This is a genomic window from Mesorhizobium sp. M0029 (genome assembly GCF_040323735.1).
GTDB lineage: Bacteria > Pseudomonadota > Alphaproteobacteria > Rhizobiales > Rhizobiaceae > Mesorhizobium.
In genome coordinates this window covers 405004-430517 of record NZ_JAMYVF010000001.1, presented here as the reverse complement: position 1 = coordinate 430517, position 25514 = coordinate 405004, and the positions used below count along the sequence as shown (strand labels likewise).

The 25514-nt window shown below is 63.6% G+C and carries 27 protein-coding genes; 15 read left to right on the top strand and 12 right to left on the bottom strand.

The window, feature by feature from the left end; genetic code table 11:
- Positions 1-62 precede the first annotated feature (62 nt).
- A complete protein-coding gene (locus NKJ76_RS02125; protein WP_352536666.1) occupies positions 63-560 on the top strand; it encodes a methyltransferase family protein in 498 nt (165 codons plus the stop codon).
- Positions 561-582: 22 nt separating this feature from the next.
- On the opposite strand, the gene NKJ76_RS02120 is transcribed toward NKJ76_RS02125, so the two are convergent.
- Together NKJ76_RS02120 and trxB are read right to left on the bottom strand one after the other, a co-directional pair.
- Positions 583-1479, bottom strand: coding sequence for a LysR family transcriptional regulator (locus tag NKJ76_RS02120; RefSeq protein WP_023671970.1), 897 nt, complete (start codon positions 1477-1479; stop codon positions 583-585).
- 80 nt (positions 1480-1559) lie between these two features.
- Positions 1560-2534: a thioredoxin-disulfide reductase gene (gene trxB, locus NKJ76_RS02115; RefSeq protein WP_023711176.1), complete on the bottom strand. Its 975-nt coding sequence runs from the start codon at positions 2532-2534 to the stop codon at positions 1560-1562.
- A gap of 256 nt (positions 2535-2790) precedes the next feature.
- Between trxB and NKJ76_RS02110 the strand changes: the two genes are divergently transcribed.
- Positions 2791-3270: an Lrp/AsnC family transcriptional regulator gene (locus NKJ76_RS02110; protein ID WP_023713930.1), complete on the top strand. Its 480-nt coding sequence runs from the start codon at positions 2791-2793 to the stop codon at positions 3268-3270.
- Positions 3271-3275: 5 nt separating this feature from the next.
- On the opposite strand, the gene NKJ76_RS02105 is transcribed toward NKJ76_RS02110, so the two are convergent.
- The 4 genes from NKJ76_RS02105 to NKJ76_RS02090 form a co-directional block, all read right to left on the bottom strand.
- Entirely contained in the window at positions 3276-3923 is a 648-nt protein-coding gene (locus NKJ76_RS02105) for a D-glycero-alpha-D-manno-heptose-1,7-bisphosphate 7-phosphatase (RefSeq protein ID WP_352536665.1), read from the bottom strand.
- Complete coding sequence (locus tag NKJ76_RS02100) at positions 3916-4488, bottom strand: D-sedoheptulose-7-phosphate isomerase (protein ID WP_023671975.1); 573 nt, start codon at positions 4486-4488, stop codon at positions 3916-3918. The genes NKJ76_RS02105 and NKJ76_RS02100 overlap by 8 nt, the downstream gene beginning before the upstream one ends.
- 8 nt (positions 4489-4496) lie before the next feature.
- Entirely contained in the window at positions 4497-5990 is a 1494-nt protein-coding gene (rfaE1, locus tag NKJ76_RS02095; protein ID WP_352536664.1) for a D-glycero-beta-D-manno-heptose-7-phosphate kinase, read from the bottom strand.
- Between the two features lie 124 nt (positions 5991-6114).
- Positions 6115-6747, bottom strand: coding sequence for a LysE family translocator (locus tag NKJ76_RS02090; protein WP_023671977.1), 633 nt, complete (start codon positions 6745-6747; stop codon positions 6115-6117).
- 134 nt (positions 6748-6881) lie between these two features.
- Between NKJ76_RS02090 and rfaD the strand changes: the two genes are divergently transcribed.
- From rfaD to waaC, 3 genes are read left to right on the top strand one after another with little or no spacing between them, the layout of a single operon-like run.
- Complete coding sequence (gene rfaD, locus NKJ76_RS02085) at positions 6882-7832, top strand: ADP-glyceromanno-heptose 6-epimerase (RefSeq protein WP_023683756.1); 951 nt, start codon at positions 6882-6884, stop codon at positions 7830-7832.
- Positions 7805-8812 (top strand): lipopolysaccharide heptosyltransferase II, encoded by a 1008-nt coding sequence (waaF, locus tag NKJ76_RS02080; RefSeq protein WP_023695762.1) that lies wholly within the window; start codon positions 7805-7807, stop codon positions 8810-8812. Before rfaD ends, waaF begins: the two co-directional genes overlap by 28 nt.
- Positions 8809-9783 (top strand): lipopolysaccharide heptosyltransferase I, encoded by a 975-nt coding sequence (waaC, locus tag NKJ76_RS02075; protein WP_352536663.1) that lies wholly within the window; start codon positions 8809-8811, stop codon positions 9781-9783. Before waaF ends, waaC begins: the two co-directional genes overlap by 4 nt.
- A 24-nt stretch (positions 9784-9807) precedes the next feature.
- Here the strand turns inward: waaC and greA are convergent, their stop codons facing one another.
- Positions 9808-10281, bottom strand: a complete 474-nt coding sequence (gene greA / locus NKJ76_RS02070) for a transcription elongation factor GreA (RefSeq protein WP_023671981.1) — start codon at positions 10279-10281, stop codon at positions 9808-9810.
- Between the two features lie 288 nt (positions 10282-10569).
- Positions 10570-11106: a tetratricopeptide repeat protein gene (locus NKJ76_RS02065; protein ID WP_352536662.1), complete on the bottom strand. Its 537-nt coding sequence runs from the start codon at positions 11104-11106 to the stop codon at positions 10570-10572.
- A 229-nt stretch (positions 11107-11335) separates the two neighbouring features.
- Here NKJ76_RS02065 and NKJ76_RS02060 point away from each other — a divergent pair, with 229 nt between their 5' ends.
- From NKJ76_RS02060 to NKJ76_RS02050, 3 genes are all read left to right on the top strand, one after another.
- A complete protein-coding gene (locus NKJ76_RS02060; protein ID WP_023683751.1) occupies positions 11336-11761 on the top strand; it encodes a DUF3775 domain-containing protein in 426 nt (141 codons plus the stop codon).
- A gap of 198 nt (positions 11762-11959) precedes the next feature.
- Positions 11960-13036, top strand: a complete 1077-nt coding sequence (locus tag NKJ76_RS02055) for an extensin-like domain-containing protein (RefSeq protein WP_352536762.1) — start codon at positions 11960-11962, stop codon at positions 13034-13036.
- A gap of 132 nt (positions 13037-13168) precedes the next feature.
- Complete coding sequence (locus NKJ76_RS02050) at positions 13169-13954, top strand: extensin-like domain-containing protein (RefSeq protein ID WP_352536661.1); 786 nt, start codon at positions 13169-13171, stop codon at positions 13952-13954.
- Positions 13955-13974: 20 nt separating this feature from the next.
- Here the strand turns inward: NKJ76_RS02050 and NKJ76_RS02045 are convergent, their stop codons facing one another.
- Positions 13975-14694 (bottom strand): gamma-glutamylcyclotransferase, encoded by a 720-nt coding sequence (locus NKJ76_RS02045; RefSeq protein ID WP_502902264.1) that lies wholly within the window; start codon positions 14692-14694, stop codon positions 13975-13977.
- 113 nt (positions 14695-14807) lie between these two features.
- Here NKJ76_RS02045 and NKJ76_RS02040 point away from each other — a divergent pair, with 113 nt between their 5' ends.
- Both NKJ76_RS02040 and NKJ76_RS02035 read left to right on the top strand, forming a co-directional pair.
- Positions 14808-15515: an LssY C-terminal domain-containing protein gene (locus NKJ76_RS02040; protein ID WP_023709077.1), complete on the top strand. Its 708-nt coding sequence runs from the start codon at positions 14808-14810 to the stop codon at positions 15513-15515.
- Positions 15516-15585: 70 nt separating this feature from the next.
- Positions 15586-16896: a hemolysin family protein gene (locus NKJ76_RS02035; protein ID WP_023724931.1), complete on the top strand. Its 1311-nt coding sequence runs from the start codon at positions 15586-15588 to the stop codon at positions 16894-16896.
- 28 nt (positions 16897-16924) lie between these two features.
- Here NKJ76_RS02035 and NKJ76_RS02030 read toward each other — a convergent pair whose 3' ends face one another.
- A complete protein-coding gene (locus NKJ76_RS02030; RefSeq protein WP_023701605.1) occupies positions 16925-17803 on the bottom strand; it encodes a DMT family transporter in 879 nt (292 codons plus the stop codon).
- A gap of 258 nt (positions 17804-18061) precedes the next feature.
- Between NKJ76_RS02030 and NKJ76_RS02025 the strand changes: the two genes are divergently transcribed.
- Entirely contained in the window at positions 18062-19357 is a 1296-nt protein-coding gene (locus NKJ76_RS02025; protein ID WP_352536659.1) for a glucoamylase family protein, read from the top strand.
- A gap of 165 nt (positions 19358-19522) precedes the next feature.
- On the opposite strand, the gene NKJ76_RS02020 is transcribed toward NKJ76_RS02025, so the two are convergent.
- The gene (locus tag NKJ76_RS02020) at positions 19523-20128 is read right to left on the bottom strand and encodes an NADPH-dependent FMN reductase (protein WP_023671992.1); all 606 of its coding nucleotides are present in this window, start codon (positions 20126-20128) and stop codon (positions 19523-19525) included.
- Positions 20129-20217: 89 nt separating this feature from the next.
- On the opposite strand from NKJ76_RS02020, the gene NKJ76_RS02015 reads away from it, so the two are divergent.
- Positions 20218-20586, top strand: coding sequence for a winged helix-turn-helix transcriptional regulator (locus NKJ76_RS02015; RefSeq protein ID WP_023683744.1), 369 nt, complete (start codon positions 20218-20220; stop codon positions 20584-20586).
- 466 nt (positions 20587-21052) lie between these two features.
- On the opposite strand, the gene NKJ76_RS02010 is transcribed toward NKJ76_RS02015, so the two are convergent.
- A complete protein-coding gene (locus NKJ76_RS02010; RefSeq protein WP_352536658.1) occupies positions 21053-21481 on the bottom strand; it encodes an acyl-CoA thioesterase in 429 nt (142 codons plus the stop codon).
- A 224-nt stretch (positions 21482-21705) separates the two neighbouring features.
- Between NKJ76_RS02010 and NKJ76_RS02005 the strand changes: the two genes are divergently transcribed.
- Genes NKJ76_RS02005 through NKJ76_RS01995 form a run of 3 tightly spaced genes read left to right on the top strand, consistent with a single transcriptional unit; the run spans position 21706 to position 25447 of the window.
- The gene (locus tag NKJ76_RS02005) at positions 21706-23322 is read left to right on the top strand and encodes a GMC family oxidoreductase (RefSeq protein ID WP_023751225.1); all 1617 of its coding nucleotides are present in this window, start codon (positions 21706-21708) and stop codon (positions 23320-23322) included.
- Positions 23319-24533 (top strand): mandelate racemase/muconate lactonizing enzyme family protein, encoded by a 1215-nt coding sequence (locus NKJ76_RS02000; protein WP_023711165.1) that lies wholly within the window; start codon positions 23319-23321, stop codon positions 24531-24533. The genes NKJ76_RS02005 and NKJ76_RS02000 overlap by 4 nt, the downstream gene beginning before the upstream one ends.
- Positions 24530-25447, top strand: coding sequence for an NAD(P)-dependent oxidoreductase (locus NKJ76_RS01995; RefSeq protein ID WP_023728216.1), 918 nt, complete (start codon positions 24530-24532; stop codon positions 25445-25447). The genes NKJ76_RS02000 and NKJ76_RS01995 overlap by 4 nt, the downstream gene beginning before the upstream one ends.
- Positions 25448-25514: the final 67 nt, after the last annotated feature.

The following is a 25514-nucleotide window of genomic DNA, read 5'->3' as shown; positions in this document are numbered from 1 at the left end:
GCAGTCGTTTATTTTTGCGGCAGCGGGATGGGAAGGGTCGGCCGGAAGAAGGGAGACCTGACATGCGGATACCCCAGGCGATCGCCGGCAGCGCGGTCTTCTTCATCGCCGCACCTTGTGTCGTCGCCGGGCTGGTGCCCTGGCTGCTGACGGACCGCTACCGTCTGACGCTGTCGACGGTGCCCGGCTTCGTGCCGGCCGGCTCCATCCTGATCGTCGCGGCCATCGCCCTGCTCGTCCATTCCTTTGCCCGCTTCGCGCTCGAAGGCCTCGGCACGCCGGCGCCTGTCGCGCCCACCGAGAGACTGGTGATCGGCGGCGTGTACCGCCATGTCCGCAACCCGATGTATGTCGCAGTACTGTCGATCATCCTCGGCCAGGCGTTGCTGTTTTCAAGCTGGAGCGTCGCTGCCTATGCCGCCATCGGCGCGATCGTCATGGGCTCTTTCGTCAGGTTCTATGAGGAGCCGACTCTCGCCCGCCGCTACGGCGGCGAATACGAGACCTACCGCCGCAATGTTCCCGGCTGGCTGCCACGGCTGACGCCGTGGCGGGGGTGACCAGCACCTCCCAAGGCCATGTTTAAAATGACCAGCTGCGCGCTTTGGCGATGATGAAGTCGCGGAAGACGTGCAGCTTGGCCTGGTTCTTCATCGCATCGGGATAGGCGAAATAGGTGTCGAAGGACGGCACCTCGGTCTCCGGCAAAAGCTGCACCAGATCCGATTCCTTGGAGATCACGTAGTCGGGCAGCATGGCGATGCCGGCGCCACCCTGCACGGCGCGCTTGATCGACAAGATGTCGTTGATCTGCAGCGTCGGCACCCTTTGCCCACCGTCGAAATCGCCGATCGTTTCCAGCCAGTTCAGCTCCGACAGATGCGACGGCACCGGCACACCGAAAGTGACGATGCGATGGTTCTTCAGATCGGCGACCGAGGTCGGCTTGCCGTGCTTGCCGACATAGGACGGCGAGGCATAGAGGTGGAAATGCACGGTGAACAGGCGGCGCTGGATAAGGTCGGGCTGCTGCGGCTGGCGCAGCCGTATCGCGCAGTCGGCCTGGCGCATGGTGAGGTCGAGTTCCTCATTGGCCAGGATCAGCTGCAGGCTGATTTCCGGATAGAGCTCGATGAATTCCTGCACCCGCTCGGTCAGCCAGCCGGCGCCGAGCCCGACCGTGGTCGTTACCCTCAGCACGCCTGAGGGACGGTCCTTGGCCTCGGTCAGCTTCGACTTGATGGTCTCCAGCTTCATCAGCACGTCATGCGCCGTGCGGAACAGCATTTCGCCCTGCTCGGTCAGCACCAGGCCGCGGGCATGGCGATTGAACAGCGGCACCCCGACATCATGTTCGAGCGCGCTGACCTGGCGTGAAATCGCCGATTGCGACAGGTGCAAAGTCTCGGCGGCATGGGTAAACGACCCAGCCTCCGCCGCTGCGTGAAACACGCGAAGCTTGTCCCAGTCCAACGCCATTGAGTTCCCCTCGTTCTGTTTTTGGCGTCTGAATGAAAAATCAGGCTTTTGAACGGCTTGCGACGCCGTCTTGATAGATTTTATTCCGCCGCTTCGCGATGCACCTCGATGCCGGCCAGGTATTTTTCCGCCTCGAGCGCGGCCATGCAGCCGAGCCCGGCGGCGGTCACCGCCTGACGGTAGATATCGTCGGTCACGTCACCGGCGGCGAACACGCCGGGAACGTCCGTGCGGGTCGAATTCGGCGCCGTCCACAGATAGCCGTTCGGCTTCTGCTTCAGCTTGCCGACAAACAATTCCACCGCCGGCGCATGGCCGATCGCCACGAACACGCCGTCCACCTGGAGATGGCTGACCTCGCCGGTCACCGCATTTCTGAGCTTCAGCCCTTCGACCGAAGGCGGCAGCGGCGTCTTGCCGGGCCGGCCGGTGATCTCGTCGACGATCGTGTCCCAGATGACTCGGACATTGTCCTTTTTCAACAGCCGCTCACGCAGGATGCGCTCGGCGCGGAAATCGTTGCGCCGGTGGATGACGGTCACGCTCTTCGCCAGATTGGAGAGATAGAGCGCCTCCTCCACCGCCGAATTGCCGCCGCCGATGACAGCGACATCCTTGCCGCGATAGAAAAAACCATCGCAGGTGGCGCAGGCCGACACGCCGAAGCCCATGAAGGTCTGTTCGGTGGGGATGCCCAGCCATTTCGCCTGCGCGCCGGTGGCAATGATCAGCGCGTCGGCCGTGTAGGTGGTGCCGGAATCGCCCGTGGCGCGGAACGGCCGCACATTGAGGTCAACCTCGGTGATGATGTCGTTGATGATATCGGTGCCGACATGCTCGGCCTGCTTCAGCATCTGCTCCATCAGCCACGGGCCCTGGATGGGATCGGCGAAGCCCGGATAGTTTTCGACATCGGTGGTGATCATCAGCTGCCCGCCCTGCTGCAAGCCTGCTACGAGCATCGGCTTGAGCATGGCGCGCGCGGCGTAGACTGCGGCGGTATAGCCGGCCGGGCCGGAACCGATGATAAGGACAGGCGCGTGCTTGGTGGTCATCTAAAGCCTCTGCGGGGCAGACAATCGAGTGTGCCTTGGAAAACGACGTGAAATGTTGCTGGTAATGTAAGGGTTGCCAACCACACCAGCAAGACGATCAGGCCGTCGTCCCCGGAAAGCTTCGGCCTACAGGCTTATTCGCGCAATGGCCGCTTTCGTTACGGTTGCGAAATCGCCCGACCAAAGGGCTGGCATCGACACAAAAGTCGTTTAAGGACGAGAGTGCGAAAGACTCTTGCGCTAAGCCGAGACCGCCATGCCCCTGAAAGCCGACCTCGACGCCATCGACTGGAAGATTCTGCGCGAGCTTCAGGCCGACGGGCGCATGACCAATGTCGAACTGTCGAGCCGTGTCGGCATTTCCGCCCCGCCCTGCCTGCGCCGTGTCCGGCGGCTGGAGGAAACCGGCATCATCAGAGGCTATCGCGCCTTGCTCAACGCGCCGGCGCTCGGCATGGATGTCGTCGCCTTCTGCCTGATCGGCCTGCATCACCAAGCCGACGCGGAGCTCAAAGCTTTCGCCGAGCGCACTCGCGGCTGGCCGATCGTGCGCGACGCCTGGATGGTCTCGGGCGAATCCGACTTCCTGCTGCATTGCGTGGCGAGCGATCTCGGCACGTTCCAGACCTTCGTCATTGAAGAACTGGCCTCGGCCCCCAATGTCGACACGGTGCGCACCGCGCTGACCATCCGCCGCGTCAAGGACGAAGGGCTGGTGGCGTTCAGCGCCCCATGATCGTCCTAGATTCGGGCGAGCGACTCGATAGCCCTCAAAAGCCCTTCCAGATCATCGGGGTTGCGCAGCGGCAGAACCTCGAAGCCCGGCTCATTACTTCCCTCGCCATCCACCAGCCAGCCGCGCGGCAGGCCGGCACGTTGTCCGGCCTGCATATCCGCGGCCTTGTCGCCGACTATCAGCGAGCGCTTGAGATCGAGGCCGAGACGCTGCCGGGCCTGTAGCAGCATGCCCGGATTGGGCTTGCGCATTGGATGGTCGGCGACCGCCAGTGGCCCGCTGCCCGCCTCGTGGTAGGCGCAGGCCAGAACCATGTCGACGAAGGCATCGCCGGCGGCAAGCAGCTTGAGAACCCGGCCGTTGACCGCGGCAAATTCCTTCCAGCCGAAATAGCCGCGCGCGATGCCGGACTGGTTGGTGACGATGACCACCGGGATGTTGCCCCGGTTGGCCGCCGCGATGACCGGCACGATGCCGTCGCGCAGCGCCATTTTGGCTGGATCGTCGGGATAGCCGGTGTCGACATTGATGGTGCCGTCGCGGTCGAGGAACAGCGCCGGCGCGTTGGCTGGAAACACCCGCGAACCCACCCGCTCAACCCACAGGCCGGGCTCAGCCAGCGGGTATGGACCGTAGGCCCCGGTGTCAGCCATTCGACAGACGGTCTTCCACCACCTCGCAGAGATAGTGGTAGAGGCAGAGATGTCCCTGCTGGATGATCGGCGTCGAGGTCGAGGGCACGTTGAGCAGTATGTCGGTGAGCGGCTTGAGTTTGCCACCGCTGTCGCCGGTGAGGCTGACCACCGTCATGCCCATCATCCGAGCCTGTTCGGCGGCAGCCAGAATGCTCGGCGAATTGCCGCTGGTCGAGATGGCAAGCAGCACGCCGCCGGGCGCGCCATGCGCCTCGACCTGGCGTGAAAACACGGTGTCGAAGCCATAGTCATTGCCCCAGGCGGTCAGCATGCCCGCGTTGGCCGGCAGCGCAATCACATTGTAGGCCTTGCGCTCCTTAAGGAAGCGGCCGACCAGTTCGGTGGCAATGTGGATGGCGTCGCTGGCCGAGCCGCCATTGCCGCAGACCAGCAGCGCCTTGCCCGAGGAAAGCGCGGCGACGACCGCACTCACAGCACGTTCCATCTCGGCGGTCAGGTCACGCTCGACTGTCGCGGTGATCGCGGCCGCCGAGCGGACCAGATAGTCATTCAGTCCGGACATGAAATCCCTCAGTTAGTACCGCCGCCGGCGCGCAATTTGCCGATCGTGCCGGTGGTGCTCTTGCCGGCGACAAGGTCGACCAGGACGACGCGCCCGCCCGCCTTCTGCACCACATCGGCGCCGACAACGGTTTCGACCGTGTAGTCGGCGCCCTTGACCAGAATGTCGGGCAGAAGCGCCTCGATCAGCGCCAGCGGCGTATCCTCTTCGAACACCACGACCGCATCGACCGAGGCCAGGGCGGCGAGCACGCAGGCACGATCATGCTGATCGTTGACCGGGCGCCCTGCGCCTTTCAGCCGACGCACCGAGGCATCGCTGTTGAGGCCGAGCACCAGCCGGTCGCACTGGCTGCGCGCCGCGTGGAGAAGACTGACATGGCCGGCATGCAATATATCGAAGCAGCCATTGGTGAAGCCGACGCTCAGGCCCTCGTCCTTCCACGCCGCCACCATGCGCGCGGCCGATGCGGCATCGAGGATGGCGTCCTTATGGGCGGTGGGGCCGTGCGAGCGGAACAGCGCGCCGGTGAGTTCCTCCACGGTCAGCCGCGCGGTGCCGCGTTTGGCCACCACCACACCGCCGGCGGCATTGGCGATGGAGGCGGCCATGACGCGATCGGCGCCCGCGGCCAGAGCCAGCGCGAAGCTCGCGATTACCGTATCGCCGGCGCCCGAAACGTCGAACACTTCGCGCGCCTGGGTGGCGATGTGGCGCGCCTCATCCGCGCCGACGACGCTCATGCCCTTTTCGCTGCGGGTGGCGACGACGAAGTCGAAGCCATGTGCCGAAATCAGCTGGCGTGCCGCCGCGACGATCTCGTCGTCGGCGAAAACCGGGCGACCGACAGCTTCGCCAAGCTCCTTGCGGTTGGGCGTGATGGCGGTCGCGCCGGCATAGCGCGCATAGTCGCGGCCCTTGGGATCGACCAGCACCGGTTTTCCCGCCTCGCGGCAGATGGCGATCAGGTCGGCGGCGACGCCGTCGAGCAAGATGCCCTTGCCATAGTCGGACAGAATGACGATGTCGGCGCGCGTGAGTGCGGCGCGAAAATGCCGGACCAGGTCCGCCCGTTCCTTGTCGTCGAGCGGCTTGATCTCTTCCTCATCGAAGCGCAGCACCTGCTGATTGAGCGCGCTGAAGCGGCTCTTCGACGACGTCATGCGACCGCGCTCCTGCGCCATATCAGCCGTATCGGCGCCGAGTTCGCGCAGCATGCGCACCAGATTGTCGCCGGCCACATCGGTGCCGATCACCGATATGGGAATAGCGCTGGCACCCAGCGAGACGATGTTGGCGACAACGTTGCCTGCGCCGCCCATCGTCGAGGTCTCGCCGCGCCCGTGCAGCACCGGGATCGGCGCTTCCGGCGAGATGCGCTCGATGACGCCGTTGACGAAACGGTCGAGGATGAAGTCGCCGACCACCAGCACGGCAACGTCGCCAAAGCGGGCAATGGCGCGGTGCAAAGGTTCGGGCGAAGGCGGATTGTGCTTGATCATGTCACTGGCAATGCGAGGGAAAGGCCGACCTCAATCACGCTGAAAATTGTCAATTTACGGGCCGGATCGTTCATGGCGAAGCCGATATACCGCAAATCCGCGCAGCGCAACGTCAGGGCGGCCGTCAGCTCTTCTGCAACGCGACGTGGACGCCCAGTCCGACCAGCACCGCCCCGCCCGCCCTCTGCATGATGCGCTGCGCACGGCTGGAGCGCTTCAGCCGGGCGATCACCATGCCTGCCAGCAACACGCAGACAATATCTGCCGAAGAGAACATTAAATTGACGATGGTGCCCAGCACGACGAATTGCAGCCACACCGGGAAACCCGCCGAGGCATCGATGAACTGTGGCAGGAACGCCATGAAGAAGATCGCCGTCTTCGGATTGAGCACTTCGACGGTGATGCTCTCGAAAAATGCCCGGCGCGCCGATTTGCGCTCGATCGCCGGCAGCGCCGTGTCACCGTCCCCGCGCTTGCGGAACAAGGACACGCCAAGCCAGATCAGATAGAGCGCGCCGATGAGCTTGACCGCCATGTAGAGCGGCGGCACCGCATGGAAGAGCACCGACAGCCCGGCGGCAGCCGCAAAGACATGGAAATAACCGCCAAGATGGATGCCAAGTGCCGCCGTCAGCCCCGACCAGCGCCCGCGCGCCATGGTCTGCGCGGCGGCATAGAGCATCGCCGGTCCTGGAATATAGGCAAAGATCGCCGTGGTGGCGAAAAACGCAATGAGCAGTTCGGTCGACGGCATTTTTTGTCCCCTAGCTTGCGGGCCTCGAATAAAGCGGGCCGCTTCGCGGTCTCACTGTGGCGTCGTGGTGCTTCATCGACAGTACGCTTGGCCTCCCTTATAAGGACCGGAATCGCAAGCAACCAGAGGCCTTCATGATCATCGTCACGGGCGGGGCCGGCATGATCGGCTCCAACATCGTCGCCGCACTCAATGCCGAAGGCCATGATGACATCCTCGTCGTCGACGACCTCACCGACGGCCACAAGATCGCCAACCTGGCCGATTTGCAGATAGCCGACTATCTCGACAAGGACGAATTCTTGGCCACCTTGGAAGCCGGCGACCTAGGCCGCGTCGAGGCCGTCTTCCACCAGGGCGCCTGCTCGACCACCACGGAATGGAACGGCAAGTTCATGATGGACGTGAACTACGCCTTCTCAAAGCGCTTGCTGCATGGCTGTCTTTCGCTGCGCATACCGTTCCTCTATGCCTCCTCGGCTTCCGTCTACGGCGGCGGTTCGGAGTTTCGCGAGGATCCCGCACTTGAGCGGCCGCTCAACGTCTACGCCTATTCGAAGAAACTATTCGACGACTATGTCAGGCGCACCGTGTTCGACACCGATCATTCGCAGGTCGCGGGCCTGCGCTACTTCAACGTCTATGGCCCGCGCGAGGCGCACAAGGGCGCCATGGCCTCGGTCGCCTTCCATCTGTTCAATCAGGTCGGGCGCGGCGAAAACCCAAAGCTGTTCGGCGCCCATGACGGCTTCGGCCCCGGCGAACAAAGCCGCGACTTCATTCACGTCGGCGATGTCGCCGACGTCAATCTGTGGCTGTGGAAGCGCGGCTCGAGCGGCATCTTCAACTGCGGCACCGGCCGCGCCCAGCCGTTCCGCGCCATTGCCGAGACCGTGATCGATACGCTGGGCCAGGGCGAGATCGAGTTCATCGAATTCCCCGATCACCTCAAGGGCAGCTACCAGAGTTTTACCCAGGCTGATATGTCCCGCTTGCGCGCAGCCGGCTATAATGGGCAATTCCGCAGCGTGGAAACCGGCGTCAGAGACTATGTCGAATGGCTGAAAGCCCAACGATCCTCGTGATCGGCCCACGCTGGGTGGGCGATATGGTCATGGCGCAGTGCCTGTTTTCAGCGCTGAAGGACGTCCATCCCAACGCCGCCATCGACGTGCTGGCCCCGGCCTGGGCGGCCCCGCTGGTCAAGCGCATGCCCGAGATTCGCCAGCAGATCGATTTCCCGCTGCAACCGGGCGCGCTCGAATTCACCATTCGCCGCCGCTTCGGCCGCCTGCTGCGCGGCCGCTACGACATGGCCTACGTCCTGCCGGGCAGCTGGAAATCGGCGCTGATCCCGTTCTTTGCCCGCATCCCCCGCCGCTTCGGCAATCTCCGGGAAATGCGCTACGGCCTGCTGACCGACATCGTGCCGCTGCCCGATGCCGTCAAACGGCGCACCGCGCAGGCCTATTTTGGCCTCGCCCAAGGCGGACATTTCCGGCCGCCGCGGCTCACCGTCGACGCCGGCAATCAGAAAGATCTGCTCGCTCGCTTCGCAGTGCAGCCGGGAAAATTCGTCGCCATGATGCCCGGCGCCGAATTCGGTCCGGCCAAACGCTGGCCTAGCGAAAGCTATGCCGGCCTCGCCGGAGAGATGATGGCGAAAGGATTCAAGGTCGCGTTGTTCGGCTCGAAGAACGATCGCGACGTCACCGCCGAGATCGCAGCACTCGCGCCCGGTGTCGTCGATCTGGCAGGAAAGACACGGCTGGAGGACGCCATCGACCTGATCGCCGCGGCCAGGCTGGCGGTGTCCAACGACAGCGGGCTGATGCATGTCGCGGCCGCCGTCGGCACGCCGGTCGTTGCCGTCTACGGTTCGACCTCGCCGGAAAACACGCCGCCGTTGGCTGAACAGCGCGAACTGATCTGGTTGCATCTGTCCTGTTCGCCCTGCCACCGGAAGGTCTGTCCGCTCGGCCACCTCAACTGCCTGAAGACGCTGGACGTTGCCCGAGTGGCAGCGGCGGCGGACAGGTTGCTGGAACTCCCGGCCGCCGCATGAAGGTGTTGATCGTCAAGACCTCCTCGATGGGCGACGTCATCCACACCTTCCCCGCCGTCGAAGATGCACGCCGCAAGCGCCCCGATATCGCCTTCGACTGGTGCGTCGAAGAGGCCTTTGCCGGCATCGTCGCGCTGCATCCGGCGATAGCAAAGATCCATACCGTCGCCATCCGGCGCTGGCGCAAGCATCTGTTCAACGCCGGCACATGGCGGGAGGCGACAAGCTTGCGCCGCGCTCTGCAAGCAGGCGAGTACGACCTCGTCATCGATGCGCAAGGGCTGCTGAAATCGGCCCTGGTGGCGAAACAGGCAGCGGCACGAATCGCAGGTTTCGACCGCGCAAGCGCGCGGGAGCCCTCGGCAACGTTGTTTTACCAGCGCAAATACGCCGTGCCGCGCAACCTGCACGCCATCGAACGCACGCGCCGGCTGTTCGGGCTGGCGCTCGGCTACGAGCCCGATCTTTCGGCGCTCGCATCCGGGATTGTGCCGCCTCCCGGCGGCCTGGCCGGCATTGACGGCAAGACGGCCTTCCTGCTGCACGGCACCAGCCGCGAGGACAAGAAATGGCCCGCCGAAGACTGGATCGAAACGGCTCGCCTGCTGGTTGGTAGCGGAATGACGCCGGTCACCACCTGGTCGAACGAGCGTGAGAAGGCGGTGGCCAAGGCGATCTCGAAAGCCGTGCCGTCAACGATCGTGGTGCCGAGATCGCCGCTGGCAGACATTGCCGCGATCCTTGGCCGCTCGACGCTGGTTATCGGCGCCGACACCGGTCTGACCCACCTCGCCAGCGCCTTCGGCCTGCCGACGGTCGCGGTGTTCCTGGCGACCGAGCCGGGTTTGACCGGCCCGCGCGGGCAATATGCCTCAACGTTGCTGGCCGCAGCGGGGGAGCGCCTCATGCCGGCACAGGTGGTGCCGGAAGCAGAAAAGCTATTAGCCCTTAAGCTCCAAGCTTCGGCATAGGACCTTCCAGCAATTCTGAGGGTGCTAGATGAACTGCACCTGGACGATCTCGTAACCCCTGGCGCCGCCAGGGGCGTTGACCTCGATGGCGTCGCCGACTTCCTTGCCGATCAGCGCGCGCGCGATCGGCGAGGAGATCGAAATACGGCCCGATTTCACATCCGCTTCCTGGTCGCCGACAATCTGGTAGGTCTTCTTTTCCTCGGTGTCCTCGTCGACCAGCACCACCGTGGCGCCGAACTTGACCTTGTCGCCGCTAAGCTTGGTGACGTCGATCACCTCGGCCCGAGCAATATAGTCTTCCAGTTCGTTGACACGGCCCTCATTGAGGCTCTGCGCCTCTTTGGCGGCATGATATTCGGCATTTTCGGACAGGTCGCCATGCGAGCGCGCTTCGGAGATCGCCTCGATGATGCGCGGCCGCTCCTCCTGCTGGCGCCAACGCAGCTCTTCCTTCAATGACGCGAACCCCTCGCCTGTCATCGGGACCTTGTTCATGATGCCTGACCTTTCCTGCCGCCACTCCCGCATTTCGGGGAAAGCCTTGTCGATGGGTATAAAAAGAAAACGGGTCCGGCAGCCTCGGGCTAACGGAACCGTTTCACCGCAATTTTCCCCAATATAGCGATCCTCGCGCGTTTTTCACGCTGAAAAAGCAGGCTTTTTGAAAAATCATGAGCCGACTTGCGCAATTGCCGTCACGGCAAGTGCAGCGTGTTGCAGTTGCGACAACAAAAACCGGCTGCGATTGCTCGCAGCCGGCCCAGAGAAGCCGTTGGGGTGGGGTCAGCTTCTCATGAAATGGTAGATCTGTTCGGCCAGCATGCCGTATTCGCGCGAATCTTTGCCCGTCCGCTTCTCGATCTCGGCCAGCTGCGCCTGGGCGCCGGCCAGGTCGCCGATCTGCAGATGGGCCTCGCCGAGATATTCGCGCACCAGCGTGTAATCCGGGTTGATGCGGAGCGCTTCCTCGTAATAGCCGAGGCCGACGGTGACACGGCCGGAATGGCGATGCGAATAGCCGAGATAGTTGAGGATGCGTGGATCCTGCTTGTTGGCGGCAAGGCTGAGCACGGCGATCGCCTCATCATAACGCCCGGCCACGGCCAGGTCGTGACCAGCATCGTAGATGTTGTCGTCGTCCAGCATGCCGTACTTCGGCGCGACGCATTTCTGCTTTTTCTTGTCCCAGACCTGCCCCTTCTTGCACTGGGTGGTGGTCTCGGTACCACCGCCACCGCCGCCGGCCGCAAACACCGGAACCGCAAAGAACTGCAGCGCGACAAGCGCCGCAGCCGCCTGGATCAACACTCTTTTATGCATCGAAGCCTCCTTCAGGGATAATGACGATCTTGAGGGAAAATGACGATAATGAAAAGCTAACGCCGGGGTGCAGACTTTTCATCCCGGAAACCCGCAGCCGCCGAAACTATTTGTGCGGCCGTGCCTAACCTGAATTCGGTCAAAGGCGGGAGCCAGGGATCAGAACATGACGTGACGCGCGCTGCAAATCCGCTATCATTCGGGAAATGATCAGCGGGGGTGCCCGAGAGTGCAACAGCGCCGTGAGCGGGAATGGGAGCTATCGATCGGCCCGGACACCGTGCGCCTGTTCATTCTCAAGGCAAAGGGACTGAGTGCTGCCGTCAACGAAGACTATGCCGACGGTGCCGAGCATGAGGTCGAGCTCGATGGTGAATCACATGCCAATCACCACCATGACGGTCTGGCGGAGGAAAGCGCGGAAGACCTCACCGAGGAAGAGCTGCGCGAGCTGATCAACGACCTCAACGTCGACGAGGCGGCCGAGTTGATCGCGCTGGCCTGGGTCGGCCGCGGCGACTATGACGCAGCGGAATGGTCCGATGCGGTTGCCGCCGCGCGCGACCGTGCCAACAAGCGCACGGCGAAATACCTGCTCGGCATGCCGCTTTTGGCCGACTGGCTGGAAGAAGGGCTGGAAGCGATTGGCGCGTAACGACGTCGTTACCGTTCGTGATGGGCCGCAGGCAACCTCCGGGCGTTCGCGCCGTTGAGGACGATGGGGTCTGTTGTACTTTCCCGAACATGCAGGGTTGCACTGGTCATGGTCGTCACGGCTCTGCTGCTGACGCCCCTGCTGACGCAAGCCGACGCCAAACAGCGCAAGAAGCATTACACGCCGCTGTCACAGCGGTTGGAGCAGCTGTTTTCACCGCGGGTCGACTCGCATCCTAAGCCGCGCAGCAAACACCGCCAGAAGCCCAGGCCACAGCGGCACATCACGCCAAAGCAGGTGGAACAAAAGACCCCGGATAAAGAGCCCTCGCCCGCCGATGTTCCGGTGCAGCCCTCGCGCGTTGTCCCGCTGCCCGAGGCGCGTCCTTCAGAGGCGCCGAAGACCGGCGCGGCACCGATCGAAAAGCAAAAGGCCGAAGGTCCGAACCCCCTTGGCGCGCCCAACCGGTCCAATGACGATCGATTCAACGAAGAAAAGTCCCGTTTTAAAAAGCAGGCGCGGCCCGGACCGTCAGCCCCGAAGCCGTCGACCGATAGGCAAAGCGAGCCCGAGCCGCCGGCCGCGGCGCCGATTCCGACACAAAAGCCAGACACTTCGGAACCTGAAGCTCAGCCGCCGGCCGTTGCTCCGCAACCACCTGAAAAACCCGATGCCGGCGACAAGAAGATGCTGCCCGATGCGCGCTCGGCCGAAGTGCCCGATGCAAAAATGCCGGCGGCGGAAGTCGCCTGTCGCGAGCGGCTGATGGCCCTTGGTGTCGAATTCGAGGAGCATAAGGCGGAAAGCAATCCCGACATCGGCTGCTCGATCCCCTATCCCCTGCTGCTGAAGTCGCTCGGAAAATCCATCGCCATCGGCCCCGCGACCGAACTCAACTGCCCGATGGCCGAGGCGGCAGCCCGCTTTGCCGCCGAAATCATACAGCCGGCGGCGAAAGCCGAGTTCGGAGCCGACCTGAAATCGATCAACCAGGCATCGGCCTTTGTTTGCCGGCCGCGCAACGGCACGCGCCATCTGTCGGAACATGCCTTCGGCAACGCGCTCGATATTGCCAGCTTCACGTTGTCGGATGGCAGAAAGATCGAAGTCGGTCCAACGCCGCCCGAGAAGGACGGCAAATTCCTCAATGCGGTGCGCAAGGCCGCCTGCGGACCGTTCAAGACCGTGCTTGGACCGGGCGCGGACCCGGACCATTCCCTGCATTTCCATCTCGATCTCGAACTGCGCCGGAATGGTGGCACTTTCTGCCAATAATGGCCCTCCAGTGATCGTCATGCCGGTGATGGTCTGGCTGCCGCATTTCGGCCGCAGGCATGAACGGGAACGCTGAGTTTTCCTTTACCCTTGATCGTTAAAATCCCACCGATCAAGGACAGGATTCCGCCCATGGCCGCAATATTTCGCGCCGCGAAGGCAAAAAGCGCAGCGATACTGGCCACCGGTCTTGCGCTGGCCGCCGCTTCGGCTTGCAACACTGGCAGCGTGCTGTCGCTGCAGCCGGCCGTCGATGTCGGCTCGCAGACCGCGGCCGTGCCGCAATATGAAGGCATGCAGAAGCTCGTCCCGTCCAATCCCTATATGACTGCCGCCTATCCGCGCATGGACGAGCCGATGTCGGAGCCGCAGCAGATGCCGGCCAGCGAAACCGATTGCCGTGGCGAGCTGAAGCGCCTTCGCGTCGTCTACACCGATGTCCAGCCGATCCATGAGGGACAGTGCGGCATAGACTGGCCGGTCAAGGTCTCCGCCATCGGCGGCATCCAGATGAAGCCCGCCGCGACATTGACCTGCGACATGGCCGCAAGTTTCGCCGCCTGGACCAGCAACGAACTGGTTCCTTCCGCCCGCTGGCGCTATTTCTCGGGCGTCAAGACCATCCACCAGGGCTCAAGCTATTCCTGCCGCAACATCGCCGGCGAAGGTGTCCTGTCCGAGCACGGCAAGGGCAACGCCCTCGACGTCATGAGCATCGAGCTCAACAACGGCGACGACATCGACGTGCGCAAGCCCGGCCTGTTTGCCTTCCGCACCCGCGGCTTCCTCAACAATGTGCGTGCCGACGGCTGCCAGTATTTCACCACCGTGCTCGGTCCCGGCTACAATTACGATCACCGCAACCATTTCCATTTCGACATCAAGAACCGCAAAAGCGGCTACCGCGCCTGCCGCTAAGGCGTTTCACCGTTCAGAAATCAGTCGGGATTGGCGTTCCCGGTGGAAGCGATGATTTGCTGGGCCACCAGATCCTGGATGCGCCAAAGGTTCCTGTCGCGGATACCGCTCTCTTCCAACTTGCTGACGGTTCGGAACAGGTATTGAGCCGACGAGCCCCAATGCCCGGCAGCCCGCGCCAGCGTGTCGGCAACCTGCTCCAATGGCAGCCGGCCGGCATAGGCCCTGCCGTCTGGCGCGGCGACGAAAGCCAAGGCCCGCAACGGCCCATCCTGGGTCTTGACCTTGATCCAGCATGGCACGTTAGTCGGCGGATTGGCATCGATCTCGCGGCGCATCAACTGGCCAAGTTGCCCGACATGGTCTTCCGCGGGCAGCCGATAGACGATGCCGTTGCAGCTGCCGCCTCGATCGAGCGCCAGCATCAGCGCCGGCAAATCACGGGTTCCGCGCCAACGGGTCAGCGTCAGGCAAAACGAGCGGTGCCATCCTGGCGCCGTGGCCGGGCGCTGCTCGACATGGGCAAATTCGGGGTTCCAGATCAGCGACCCGTAGGCAAAGACCCATAGCGCTTCAGGCCGATGCTCCGACAGAAGTTGCTCGACAAGACTATCGAACTCCGCGTCTGTATGCTCGGTTGTTCCGGGCTCGGGACCCGGATCCGGTTCGACACGCTCGACCCTTGCGACAAGGTCCGCGGTCAATGCCATCGAGCTGCGACCCACCGGCTTCTTATCCATTCCTGCTCACCCCCCCGCAAAAACGATGGCCGACGATAGAACGGCTGCTCGCCGCCGGCCATTGATTTCCAGGGTCCGTCAGGCACAGATACCGCACGGATCGAGCCGCTTTCATGAGCCGACGAAGCCTGCAACGACGCGCATTGACCTGGCTCGCCGCTCTTCTGGCGGTCTGGCTGGCCCTCGCCTATGTCGCTGCGCCGGAATTCTGGACGGTTCGCGACCGCGGCTTTCGCACGCAGACTTTCGAGATGGTGACACACACGCCGCAAGGCATTCCGGGCGACCCGATCAATATCGGCCTTGTCGGTACCGAAAAAGAGATGGTCCATGCCTTCGCCATGACCGGATGGGATACGGCCGATGGCGTGACGCTAAAGACCGCGATCGAAATCGGTGAGAGCGTGCTGTTCGACCATCCCTATCCTGACGCCCCGGTCAGCCGGCTGCTGTTCGAAGGCCGCGCCCAGGATCTCGCCTTCGAAAAGCCGGTCGGCGGGAGCGCCGACCGGCGCCATCATGTCCGCTTCTGGCGCAGCGATGCGACCGGCGACGACGGCCGAACGCTCTGGATGGGCTCGGCCAGCTTCGACCGCGGCGTTGGTCTCAGCCACGATACCGGCGCCATCACCCACCATATCGCCCCTGACATCGACGCCGAGCGCGATCTCGTGATCCACGACCTGTCGGCGGCCGGCATGGTGACCTCGGCGAGCGACATCCCGGGCATCGGCGCCACCAGGACCGGACGCAACGGCGGCGGCGATCCCTATTTCACCGACGGCAAGGCTGTTGTCGGGGTGCTCAGGCAATTCCCCTGAACCACTGTCATTTTCCAAAAATCATCGCGGACTATTTTCCTGCGGCCCGCCGCAATGCTATTGAGCCCTGATGCTATACGTCGAAATCGCCACCGTGGTCGTCCTCATCTGTGTGAACGGCCTTCTGTCGATGTCCGAGCTCGCCATCGTGTCGTCGCGCCCGGCGCGGCTCAAGGCGATGATCGACCGCGGCGTCAATGGCGCCGGGCGTGCGCTGACGCTCGGCTCCAATCCCGGCAAATTCCTGTCGTCGGTGCAGATCGGCATCACTCTGGTCGGCGTGCTGTCGGGCGCCTTCTCCGGCGCCACGCTGGGCGACAGGCTTTCGGTGTACCTGGCCACGACCGGCATGCGCGAAAACATCGCCGACCCGCTCGGCGTCGGGATCGTCGTCGCCATCATCACCTATTTCTCGCTGATCGTCGGCGAGCTGGTGCCCAAGCAGATCGCGCTGCGCGATCCCGAGCGTGTTGCCGCCCGCGCGGCGCCTGCGATGACCATCCTAGCCACCGTCTCCGCGCCGCTGGTGTTCCTGCTCGACATTTCCGGCCGCGCCATATTGTGGCTGCTTGGCCAGCGCGGCGAGAGCGAGGAGAAGGTCACCGACGAAGAGATCAAGATGCTGGTCGCCGAGGCCGAGCACCACGGCACCATCGAATCCGACGAGCGGCGCATGATCGCCGGCGTCATGCGGCTCGGCGATCGCGCCGTGCGCGCCGTGATGACGCCGCGCACCGAGGTCGACTGGATCAATTTGCAGTCCGATGAGGGCGCCATCCGCAAGCTCTTGATGGAGACCCAGCATTCGCGCCTCCCGGCCGGCGATGGCGGCGTCGACGTCATGGTTGGCGTTGTTCAGACGCGCGACGTGCTGGCCGCCCTGCTCGCCGGCCGCGCACTCGATCCGCGCAAGCATGTGCGCGCCGCCCCCATCGTCTACGACCAGGCCGACGCGCTGGATGTGCTGCAGAAGCTGAAGGAATCCGACGTGCCGATGGCGCTGGTGCATGACGAATACGGCCATTTCGAAGGGATCGTCACACCTGCCGACATCCTCGAGGCCATCACCGGCGTCTTCCGGGCCGATACCGACGCCGGCGACGAGGAAAACGCCGTCAAGCGCGAGGACGGCTCATGGCTGCTCGCGGGATACATGCAAGCCGACGAGATGGCTGACGTTCTCGGTATCGACCTGCCGGAAAATCGCGATTACGAGACCGTCGCCGGTTATGTGCTGTCGCACATGCACCATCTGCCGGCGACCGGCGAATGCGTCGACGCGCAAGGCTGGCGTTTCGAGGTCGTCGACCTCGACGGCCGCCGCATCGACAAGCTGATCGCCACCCGGCTGCCCAGCGGCCATCGCGAAGTGGTGCGTTGACGCTCTGCCGTCAAAGCGAATAGCGCGCTCAGACCGCGGCTTCGATCGGTTCGGCAAGCTTCGGATTGGAGCGCGAGGCGATCAGGCAACTGGCCACGATCAGGGCCGCTCCAGCCAGCGTGGTCCAGGTCGCCGCCTCGTCGAAGAACAGCCAGCCAAACACGATCGCCCAGATGAAGGCAGAATACTCCGTCGGGATCAAATATTGCGCTTCGGCCCGCGCGTAGGACCAGCTCATCAGGAACTGGCCGGAGAGCGACAGCGCCGTCACCCCGGCCAATGGAAGCCAGAGATTGCCCGGCAGGGCAACCGCGAGCCATGGAGCGGCGGGGAGAAGGACGGCGGCAACGCAAAGGTTCTGGAACAGCATGATCTCGACTGGTTTGGCCACCAGCGCCTGCCGCCGCGAGAGGATCAGATTGTAGGCGTAGAACACCGTCGATGCGAGCACCGCCACCGTGCCAAGCAGGGCATCCCCGGTATAGTTCCCTTGCCCGAACTGTCCGGCCATGATGATGACGACGCCGGCGATGCCCGCCAGCGACGCCCAGATCGCCTGGCGCTGTATGCGTTCGCCCAAAAGCAGCGCCGCCAGCAGGAGAGCGAACAGCGGCGCGACGAAACTAAGCCCGATCCCATCCGCTAGCGGCAATCTGGCAAGGCCCCAGAAGAACGACAGCAGAACGATGCCCACGATCACGGCGCGCAGCGCGTGTAGCCGCAGCACGGAAGGCGTGGGAAGGGAACGCGGCCCCGCCGCCCAGGCCGTGCCCGCGACCACGCTCGCAAGCATGCTTCGCCACAGCACCGTGTTGTAGACACCGACGGCGATCACCAGGATTTTCATCGCCGCATCCATGGCGGACAGAAGGAAGATCGCAAGTGCACAGACCAGCACCGGGGTCATGGGGGAAACGACGCCTGACAGGCTGGGTGACTTCACGGGGCATGCTCATGTGATGGATCGCAGCCGGATATATCAGGGGAGGACGGCCAGGCCAGATGGCAGGGCCGTGCATATGGCGGTCCAACCGATCTTCGCAGCCCCTCGATTTGAATTCGGTGCGTCGGCAGCGCCTTTCGCTATCGGCCCCAGCCTGCCCTCACCCATGATTGATCCGCTGGGCGAATGGCAAAAGCAGCCAAAGCCTCTATATCGATTGTCATGGATGCATCGAACGAACACGCGCTAAACGACGAGCTTCTCCAAGATATCCAGCGCCTGTCCTTCGAGTATTTTCTCAACGAGGCCAACCCTGCCAACGGCCTGGTCGCCGACCGCAACACACAGGCGTCGCCTGCCAGCATAGCCGCCGTCGGGCTCGCTTTGTCGTCCTATCCCGTCGGTGTCGAGCGCGGTTTCATGACGCGCGATGCCGCAATCGAGCGGACGCTCGCCACGCTTCGCTTCTTCTGGAACGCCCCGCACGGGCCGGAGCCCGATGCCACCGGCTACAAAGGTTTCTACTATCATTTCCTCGACATGAAGACCGGCCGCCGCGTCTGGAATTGCGAACTGTCCACGATCGATACCGCCCTTTTGCTTGCCGGTGTTCTGGCCGCCGGCGCTTATTTCGACGAGGACGATGAGCTCGAACTGGAAATCCGCCAGCTTGCCGATGCGCTCTACCGCCGTGCCGACTGGCGCTGGGCGCAGAACGGCGGCGCCACCGTCACCCATGGCTGGCGGCCTGGAAAAGGCTTTCTCCGCTACCGCTGGGAAGGATTTGACGAGGCGCTGATCCTGTACGTCCTGGGTCTCGGTTCGCCGACCCACTCGCTAACTCCCGAGAGCTACGCGGCCTGGCTGTCCACTTACAAATGGAAGACCATCTACGGCCGCGAGATGGTCTATGCCGGCCCGCTTTTCATCCACCAGTTCTCGCATATCTGGATCGATTTTCGCGACATCCGCGATGCCTTCATGCGCGATCACGACCGGGACTATTTCGAAAACAGCCGCCAGGCGACGTATCTGCAGCGCGATTACGCAATCCGCAATCCGAGGGGGTTCGCGGGCTATGGCGAGAATTGCTGGGGCGTCACCGCCACCGACGGCCCAGGTCCGATCGCGCGGCGAGCCGATGGACGCCGCTTCTTCGGTTATCTCGCCCGCGGCGCACCGTTTGGCCCCGATGACGGCACGCTGTCGCCATGGGCGGCAATCGCCTCCTTGCCTTTTGCGCCGGAAATCGTGCTGCCGGCGCTGCGCCATTTCCACGAGATGGACCTGCGCGACGGCAACCCTTACGGCTTCACCGCGAGCTTCAACCCGACGATCGCTGCCGACGACGGCCGCGCCTGCGGTTGGGTATCGCCGGACCATGTCGGCATCAACCAGGGGCCGATCGCCCTGATGATCGAGAACTACCGGTCCGACTTCCTGTGGCGATTGATGCGCCGCGTGCCGGCCATCACCACAGGACTGCGCCGGGCCGGGTTTTCCGGCGGTTGGCTGTGACAGGCGGCGATCCTTCGCGCGGGATCGTCAAGGCATCAGCGCGACCTTGCCGGTCCGACTCCACCATCCGGCCAAGGGAGCCGAGAGCGCCTCTTCACGTGAATGAAAAAGGGCGGCGCAAACGCCGCCCTTTGGAAAAATCATCGGTCCTTGGGAGGATAAGGCTCAGGCCGCCTGGGCTTCGCCGGCAATCGCGTCGGCCTGACGCGCTGCCTTGAGCACGCGGGCCCACCAGGCAACGTCGTTGACCAGCGCCGTGGCAGCCTGGTTCAGATGCTCGATCTCCTCGAGCTTCTTCTCGCCCTGGCGCACCGCCAGGAAATCGCTCCAGGCAATGTGAACGGCGGATTTGACCGGCGCCATCTGCAATTCGACCGCGGCAAGACGCAAATGTTCGACAGCGCGCGAGCCGCCGACGCTGCCATAGCCGACGAAACCGGCCGGCTTCTTGTTCCATTCATTGGCGGCGTAATCGATGGCGTTCTTCAGCACGGCCGTCGGGCCATGGTTGTATTCGGCGGCGGTGAAGATGAAGCCGTCGAATTCGGCGACCTTCTTTTGCCAGCGCTGGGCAACTTCGTTCTGCGACGGCGCCCAGGCGGACGAGGCGACCTCGTCGAAGAAGGGCAGCGGCCAGTCGCGCAGGTCGACGGTCTCGACGTCGATGTCGGCATGGGATTTCGCGATCTTGGCGATCCACTGGGCGGGCACATCGGCGAAACGCGCGGCGCGTGTCGAACCGACGACGATGGCGATTTTGGGCTTGGACATGGGGCTCTCCATATATGCAAAAGCTGGTATCGTTTGGATACCGGCGCTATATGAGATACTGACAAATGGCAGCGCAAGGAGGCACCGTTATGTTACTGAGGCACCCGCACAACACCGAAGACTGCCGCGCCGTCTCGGAAATCCTGCAGCGCGTCGGCGACAAATGGACCGTTCTGGTCGTCGGCAAGCTGGGCGGCGGACCGCTGCGTTTCAATGAGTTGCGCGCCGCTGTCGGCGGCATTTCGCAGAAGATGCTGACCACCACCTTGCGCGGTCTTGAGCGCGACGGCTTCGTCACCCGAACCGTGTTCCCGACCATCCCGCCACGCGTCGACTATGAGCTGACGGAGCTCGGCCATGAGCTGCTGGTGCCGGTCGGCGCGCTCGGCGAATGGGCGCGGAAGAACACCTCGCGGGTCCAGGCGGCGCGTGAAAGATTCGATGGCGTTCACGCCTGAAAACCGTTGCTCAGCAATAGTTTACGGATTTTGCCGTCCACGACGCGTACCCGGGTTTAACTGGATCCGCCCTTGCATCGTTGGTCACGCCATGGCGACATAGCTGCAGCGTTTCGTTCGCCGGCGCATCATCATTTTGAGGCTGACGAGGTCTTCCGCTGACGGGCCCTCAGGCCTTTGACGCAGGGTTGCTGCAACACACTGCGCCGCACGTCTCTACCCTTGCAGACCGCTGGGCAGTCCGCTCGTTGCCAACGGTCCGGTCGTGCGTGCAGGCAACGCTTGGAAGCTCTTTCCTGATCTCGGTATAAGCGGTCGTGCCAAGCAGGCAGATCACCGCGACGAGGGCCGCCACGAGCCAGCCGTTCAGCATGTGTTGACGCATTGTCTTCCCTCCGCCGCCCGCAGAATCGGATGTGAAGGCAACCATTGGATGTCGCGTAGCGCATCGCCCGCGCGGGGGATGTTACATAAGCGCAAGCTTGGCAGAATCGACGATGTCAACTTCGGTTGGAATCGGCTTCGGCTTGCCGTCGCTATCCAGCGCCACCATGACGAAATCGGCGTGGGTGACCTTCTCCATCAGGTCGGAGAGGTAGCGTTGCGCCCAGGCCTCGACCTTGAGCGTCATGGAGGTGCGGCCGACGCGCTCGACATGGGTGTAGATGCACAGCGTGTCGCCGATCTTCATCGCCTTGGCGAAGGACATTTCCTTGACAGCCGCCGTCACCACGCGACCCTTGGCCCGCTCGGCCGCACGGATGCCGCAGGCAAGATCCATCTGCGCCATCACCCAACCGCCAAAGATGTCGCCGGCCGCATTTGCATCGGCCGGCATGGCGAGCGTACGCAAGGTCAGATCGCCGATCGGCCGTCCGTCCGCGTAATGCACCATCTGCCGGATCCCCTGAAACGATTGCCCTCGATCCCCTAGCGTCATGGACCCAAGAGGTCAACGCGACGGGCGAGGCTCCCGGCGCAATGTCGGTTCCATGGCAGCTTTTCCGGCCAGGCGTCTCACGGTCGCATTTTTCACAACGCATGCCGGAAGGCACCGCGACTTCGGAAGCCTGCCGCGGATAGGCTGCAGCCAGTTTTGCGGAGCCGCCGACACCAATCATGCAGACCTATGACTTCATCATCGTCGGCTCCGGCTCAGCCGGCTCGGTTCTCGCCGACAGGCTGTCGGCTTCCGGCCGTTACTCCGTGCTGGTGCTGGAAGCCGGCGGCAGCGACCGCCGCTTCTATGTCCAGATGCCGCTTGGCTACGGCAAGACTTTCTTCGACCCCGCGGTCAACTGGAACTACAAGCCCGAGCCGGACCCCGGCCTTGCCGGCAATGTCGACCATTGGCCGCGCGGCAAGCTGCTTGGCGGCTCAAGCTCGATCAACGCCATGGTCTGGATCCGAGGCGCGCGCGAGGATTTTGATGACTGGCGCGATGCCGGCAATCCCGGTTGGGGTTATGACGATCTGTTGCCGGGCTTCAAGGCGCTTGAGGACAATGAGGCCGGCGCCGACAGATGGCGCGGCACCGGCGGGCCGCTGCATATCACCGACACGACGAACGCCGTCCATCCGCTGACCAGGCGCTACCTCGCAGCCGGCCAGCAGGCTGGGCTGCCGCTCAACCCTGACTTCAACGGCGCCGCCCAGGAAGGCGTCGGCACCTACCAGATCTCCACCAAAAACGGCCGCCGCATGTCGGCCGTGCGCGCCTTCCTGCGCCCCGCGATGAAGCGCAAAAACGTCCGCGTCGAGACGAATGCGCTGGCGAGCAGGATCCTGTTCGAGGGCAAGCGAGCCGTCGGCATCGAATATCTGCAGAACGGCGAGACCAAGACGGCGCGGGCCGGCCGCGAAGTCATCCTGTCCGCCGGCTCGATCAACTCGCCGCAGCTCTTGCAACTTTCCGGCGTCGGCCCCTCGTCACTGCTCATGGGGCTTGGCATCCCGGTCGTCCACGCCAACGAAAATGTCGGCGCGCATCTGCAGGACCATGTCGGCATCAACTATACCTTCAAGGGAAACGTGCCGACGCTCAACCAAATCCTGCGGCCCTGGTGGGGCAAGCTGCTGGTCGGCATGCAGTACATCCTCACCCGCTCCGGCCCGCTGTCGCTGTCGATGAACCATGGCGGCGGCTTCTTCCGAACCGACCCGGCGTTTTCGCGCCCCAACATGCAGCTTTATTTCCAGGCTTTCTCGACCGTCATTCCGAAGAGCGGCGAGCGGCCGATCCTGACGCCAGATCCGTGGCCGGGCTTTTCCATCGGCCTCTCCAACTGCCGCCCGTCCAGCCGCGGCGAGATCATGATCCGCTCCAGCAATCCGCTGGACTATCCCAGGATCGTCGCCAACGCCTATTCCACCAACGCCGATGTCGACGAGATGCTGGCGGCGGTGAAATTCGTGCGCAAGATAGCCTCGATGCCCGCCATGGCCGAGATCATCACTGAGGAGGTTTTGCCAGGCCCATCGATCCAATCGGATGCCGACCTGATCCAGGATTTCAGGAAGCGCTCAGGCACCGTCTATCACCCGGTCTCGACCTGCCGCATGGGGCCGGACGCCGGGGCCGCCGTCGTCGACCCGCGCCTGAAAGTGCACGGGCTCGAAGGTCTGCGCGTAATCGACGCCTCGATCTTTCCCGCCAACATCACCGGCAACACCAACGCCGCCTCGGTCATGACCGGATGGAAGGGCGCCGAACTGGTTCTGGAGGACCAAAAATGAAGATCACCGACGTCAAGACCTGGGTAGTCGGCAACCCGCCGCCCGGCATCGGCGGCAAGTATTTCATCTTCGTCAAGCTGACCACCGATGGCGGCGTCGTCGGTTACGGCGAGGCCTACAACGCCACCTTCTCGGCTCACATAACAGCGAAGCTGGTCGAGGACATGGCCGAGCGTTACCTGATCGGCCACGATCCGCATGACATCGAGACCTTCTTCCGCCGCGCCTATTCCTCAGGATTTACCCAGCGCCCCGACGTTACCGGCATGGGCTGTTTCTCGGCGCTGGAAATGGCCTGCTGGGACATTGTCGGCAAGGAAGCCGACAAGCCGGTCTACAAACTGCTCGGCGGCCAGGTGCACGAGACGCTGCGCTCCTACACCTATCTCTATCCGCACACCGGCAGCGTCCATTCGGAGGACGCGCCGGACGGCCGGAACGTCTACAATGACCCCGAATTGGCGGCCGCCTGCGCGCTCGAATATGTCGAGCAGGGGTTCAACGCCGTCAAGCTCGACCCGGCAGGCCCCTACACCGCCTTCGACGGCCACCAGCCGCGCCTGATCGACATCGATGTCTCCACCCGCATGGTCAAGGCGATCCGCGAAGCGGTCGGCACCCGCGCCGATATTCTGTTCGGCACGCATGGCCAGTTCACCGCGTCGGGTGCGCTGCGGATGGCACGCGCGATCGAGCCCTACGATCCCTTGTGGTTCGAAGAGCCAGTGCCGCCCGACATGCCCGAAGTGATGGCTCAGGTGGCGCGAGGCACGTCGATCCCGATCGCCACCGGCGAGCGGCTAACGACCAAGTTCGAATTCGCCCGAATCATCGAGAACCGCGCCGCCACCATCCTGCAACCGGACCTTGGCCGTTCCGGCGGCATTCTCGAAACCAAGAAGATCGCCGCCATGGCCGAGGCATACCACATCCAGATCGCGCCGCACTGCTATTGCGGGCCGATCGTCGGCGCCGCCAACATCCAGCTGGCGGTGACGCTGCCCAATTTCCTCATCCTGGAATCGCTGAAGCAGTGGGACGGTTTCCACGCCACGCTCTTGAAGAAGAAGATCGAGTGGCAGGACGGCAATGTCATTCCGTCGAAGGAGCCCGGCCTCGGCGTCGAGCTCAACGAGGCGGTCTGCGAGGCGCATCCCTACACCGGCAAGGACCTGCATTTGCAGATGATGCAAATGCCGCTGATGCCGTGAGCGAACGTTACGCCTTCATCGGCCTTGGCCATCTCGGCGGCAACCTCGCCGCCAGCCTGTTGCGCAACGGTTTTGTCGTCATCGTCTTCGACCGCGACCCCGCCGCCGTCGAGCGCCTGGTTGCGCTCGGCGCCATCGCAGCGAACAGCCCGGCTGAAGCGGCAGCGCTAGCCGGCAACGCCATCACATGCCTGCCCTCGCCCAAGGTCAGTGAAGCGGTGCTGGCTGGTCCCGGTGGACTGCTGGAAGGATTGCCCAAGGGCGGCACATGGATCGAGATGTCGACGAATGGCCGCGACGAGATTCTGCGCCTCGCCGCCCTCGCCTCGGCCAAGGGCGTCGAAACGCTTGAGTGCCCGGTCACCGGCGGCGTGCATCTGGCCGCGGTCGGAAAGATCACCGCGCTTGTCGGCGGCGATGCTGCGCTTTACGAGCGCCATCGTCCGGCCATCGAAGCGATGTGCGCAAAGTCGTTCCTGATGGGTCCGGTCGGCTCGGCGGCGGTGATCAAGGTCATCACCAACATGCTGGCCTTCATCCATCTCGTCGCCGCCGGCGAGGCGCTGATGTTGGCCAAGCAAGGCGGCCTCGACCTCGCGCAATCCTACCACGCCATCGTCGCCTCCTCCGGCAACAGCTTCGTCCATGAGACCGAAAGCCAGCTCATCCTCAACGGCTCCTACGACATTGGCTTCACCATGGACCTGGCACTGAAGGACCTCGGCTTTGCGCTTGCGATGGGCAGGGAGTTCAGACTGCCACTCCAACTGGCGCCGCTTGTGAGTGAGATTTTCCTGATGGGCAAACAGGAATATGGCGGCGGCGCCTGGTCGACCCAGATCGTCAAACTGCTCGAGGATGCCGTCGACATGGATCTGCGCGCGCCCGGTTTCCCAGCCAAGCTGGAAAGCTAAGCCGGGTAAATATGTCCTGCGATTTCAGGCCCTTGGCCGGTTCGCCGGAATCGCCGCTCAAACCACC

Coding starts and splice junctions, on each gene's coding strand:
- NKJ76_RS02035 (WP_023724931.1), top strand. CDS start 15,586: ATGCTATACGTCGAAATCGCCACCGTGGTCGTCCTCATCTGTGTGAAC.
- NKJ76_RS02110 (WP_023713930.1), top strand. CDS start 2,791: ATGCCCCTGAAAGCCGACCTCGACGCCATCGACTGGAAGATTCTGCGC.
- waaF (WP_023695762.1), top strand. CDS start 7,805: ATGGCTGAAAGCCCAACGATCCTCGTGATCGGCCCACGCTGGGTGGGC.
- NKJ76_RS02090 (WP_023671977.1), bottom strand. CDS start 6,747: ATGCCGTCGACCGAACTGCTCATTGCGTTTTTCGCCACCACGGCGATC.
- NKJ76_RS02010 (WP_352536658.1), bottom strand. CDS start 21,481: ATGGTGCATTACGCGGACGGACGGCCGATCGGCGATCTGACCTTGCGT.
- NKJ76_RS02000 (WP_023711165.1), top strand. CDS start 23,319: ATGAAGATCACCGACGTCAAGACCTGGGTAGTCGGCAACCCGCCGCCC.
- NKJ76_RS02105 (WP_352536665.1), bottom strand. CDS start 3,923: ATGGCTGACACCGGGGCCTACGGTCCATACCCGCTGGCTGAGCCCGGC.
- NKJ76_RS02100 (WP_023671975.1), bottom strand. CDS start 4,488: ATGTCCGGACTGAATGACTATCTGGTCCGCTCGGCGGCCGCGATCACC.
- rfaE1 (WP_352536664.1), bottom strand. CDS start 5,990: ATGATCAAGCACAATCCGCCTTCGCCCGAACCTTTGCACCGCGCCATT.
- NKJ76_RS02025 (WP_352536659.1), top strand. CDS start 18,062: ATGGATGCATCGAACGAACACGCGCTAAACGACGAGCTTCTCCAAGAT.
- NKJ76_RS02040 (WP_023709077.1), top strand. CDS start 14,808: ATGAGCCGACGAAGCCTGCAACGACGCGCATTGACCTGGCTCGCCGCT.
- rfaD (WP_023683756.1), top strand. CDS start 6,882: ATGATCATCGTCACGGGCGGGGCCGGCATGATCGGCTCCAACATCGTC.
- NKJ76_RS02125 (WP_352536666.1), top strand. CDS start 63: ATGCGGATACCCCAGGCGATCGCCGGCAGCGCGGTCTTCTTCATCGCC.
- waaC (WP_352536663.1), top strand. CDS start 8,809: ATGAAGGTGTTGATCGTCAAGACCTCCTCGATGGGCGACGTCATCCAC.
- NKJ76_RS02050 (WP_352536661.1), top strand. CDS start 13,169: ATGGCCGCAATATTTCGCGCCGCGAAGGCAAAAAGCGCAGCGATACTG.
- NKJ76_RS02030 (WP_023701605.1), bottom strand. CDS start 17,803: ATGACCCCGGTGCTGGTCTGTGCACTTGCGATCTTCCTTCTGTCCGCC.
- NKJ76_RS02045 (WP_502902264.1), bottom strand. CDS start 14,694: ATGGATAAGAAGCCGGTGGGTCGCAGCTCGATGGCATTGACCGCGGAC.
- NKJ76_RS02015 (WP_023683744.1), top strand. CDS start 20,218: ATGTTACTGAGGCACCCGCACAACACCGAAGACTGCCGCGCCGTCTCG.
- greA (WP_023671981.1), bottom strand. CDS start 10,281: ATGAACAAGGTCCCGATGACAGGCGAGGGGTTCGCGTCATTGAAGGAA.
- trxB (WP_023711176.1), bottom strand. CDS start 2,534: ATGACCACCAAGCACGCGCCTGTCCTTATCATCGGTTCCGGCCCGGCC.
- NKJ76_RS02120 (WP_023671970.1), bottom strand. CDS start 1,479: ATGGCGTTGGACTGGGACAAGCTTCGCGTGTTTCACGCAGCGGCGGAG.
- NKJ76_RS02065 (WP_352536662.1), bottom strand. CDS start 11,106: ATGCATAAAAGAGTGTTGATCCAGGCGGCTGCGGCGCTTGTCGCGCTG.
- NKJ76_RS02005 (WP_023751225.1), top strand. CDS start 21,706: ATGCAGACCTATGACTTCATCATCGTCGGCTCCGGCTCAGCCGGCTCG.
- NKJ76_RS02020 (WP_023671992.1), bottom strand. CDS start 20,128: ATGTCCAAGCCCAAAATCGCCATCGTCGTCGGTTCGACACGCGCCGCG.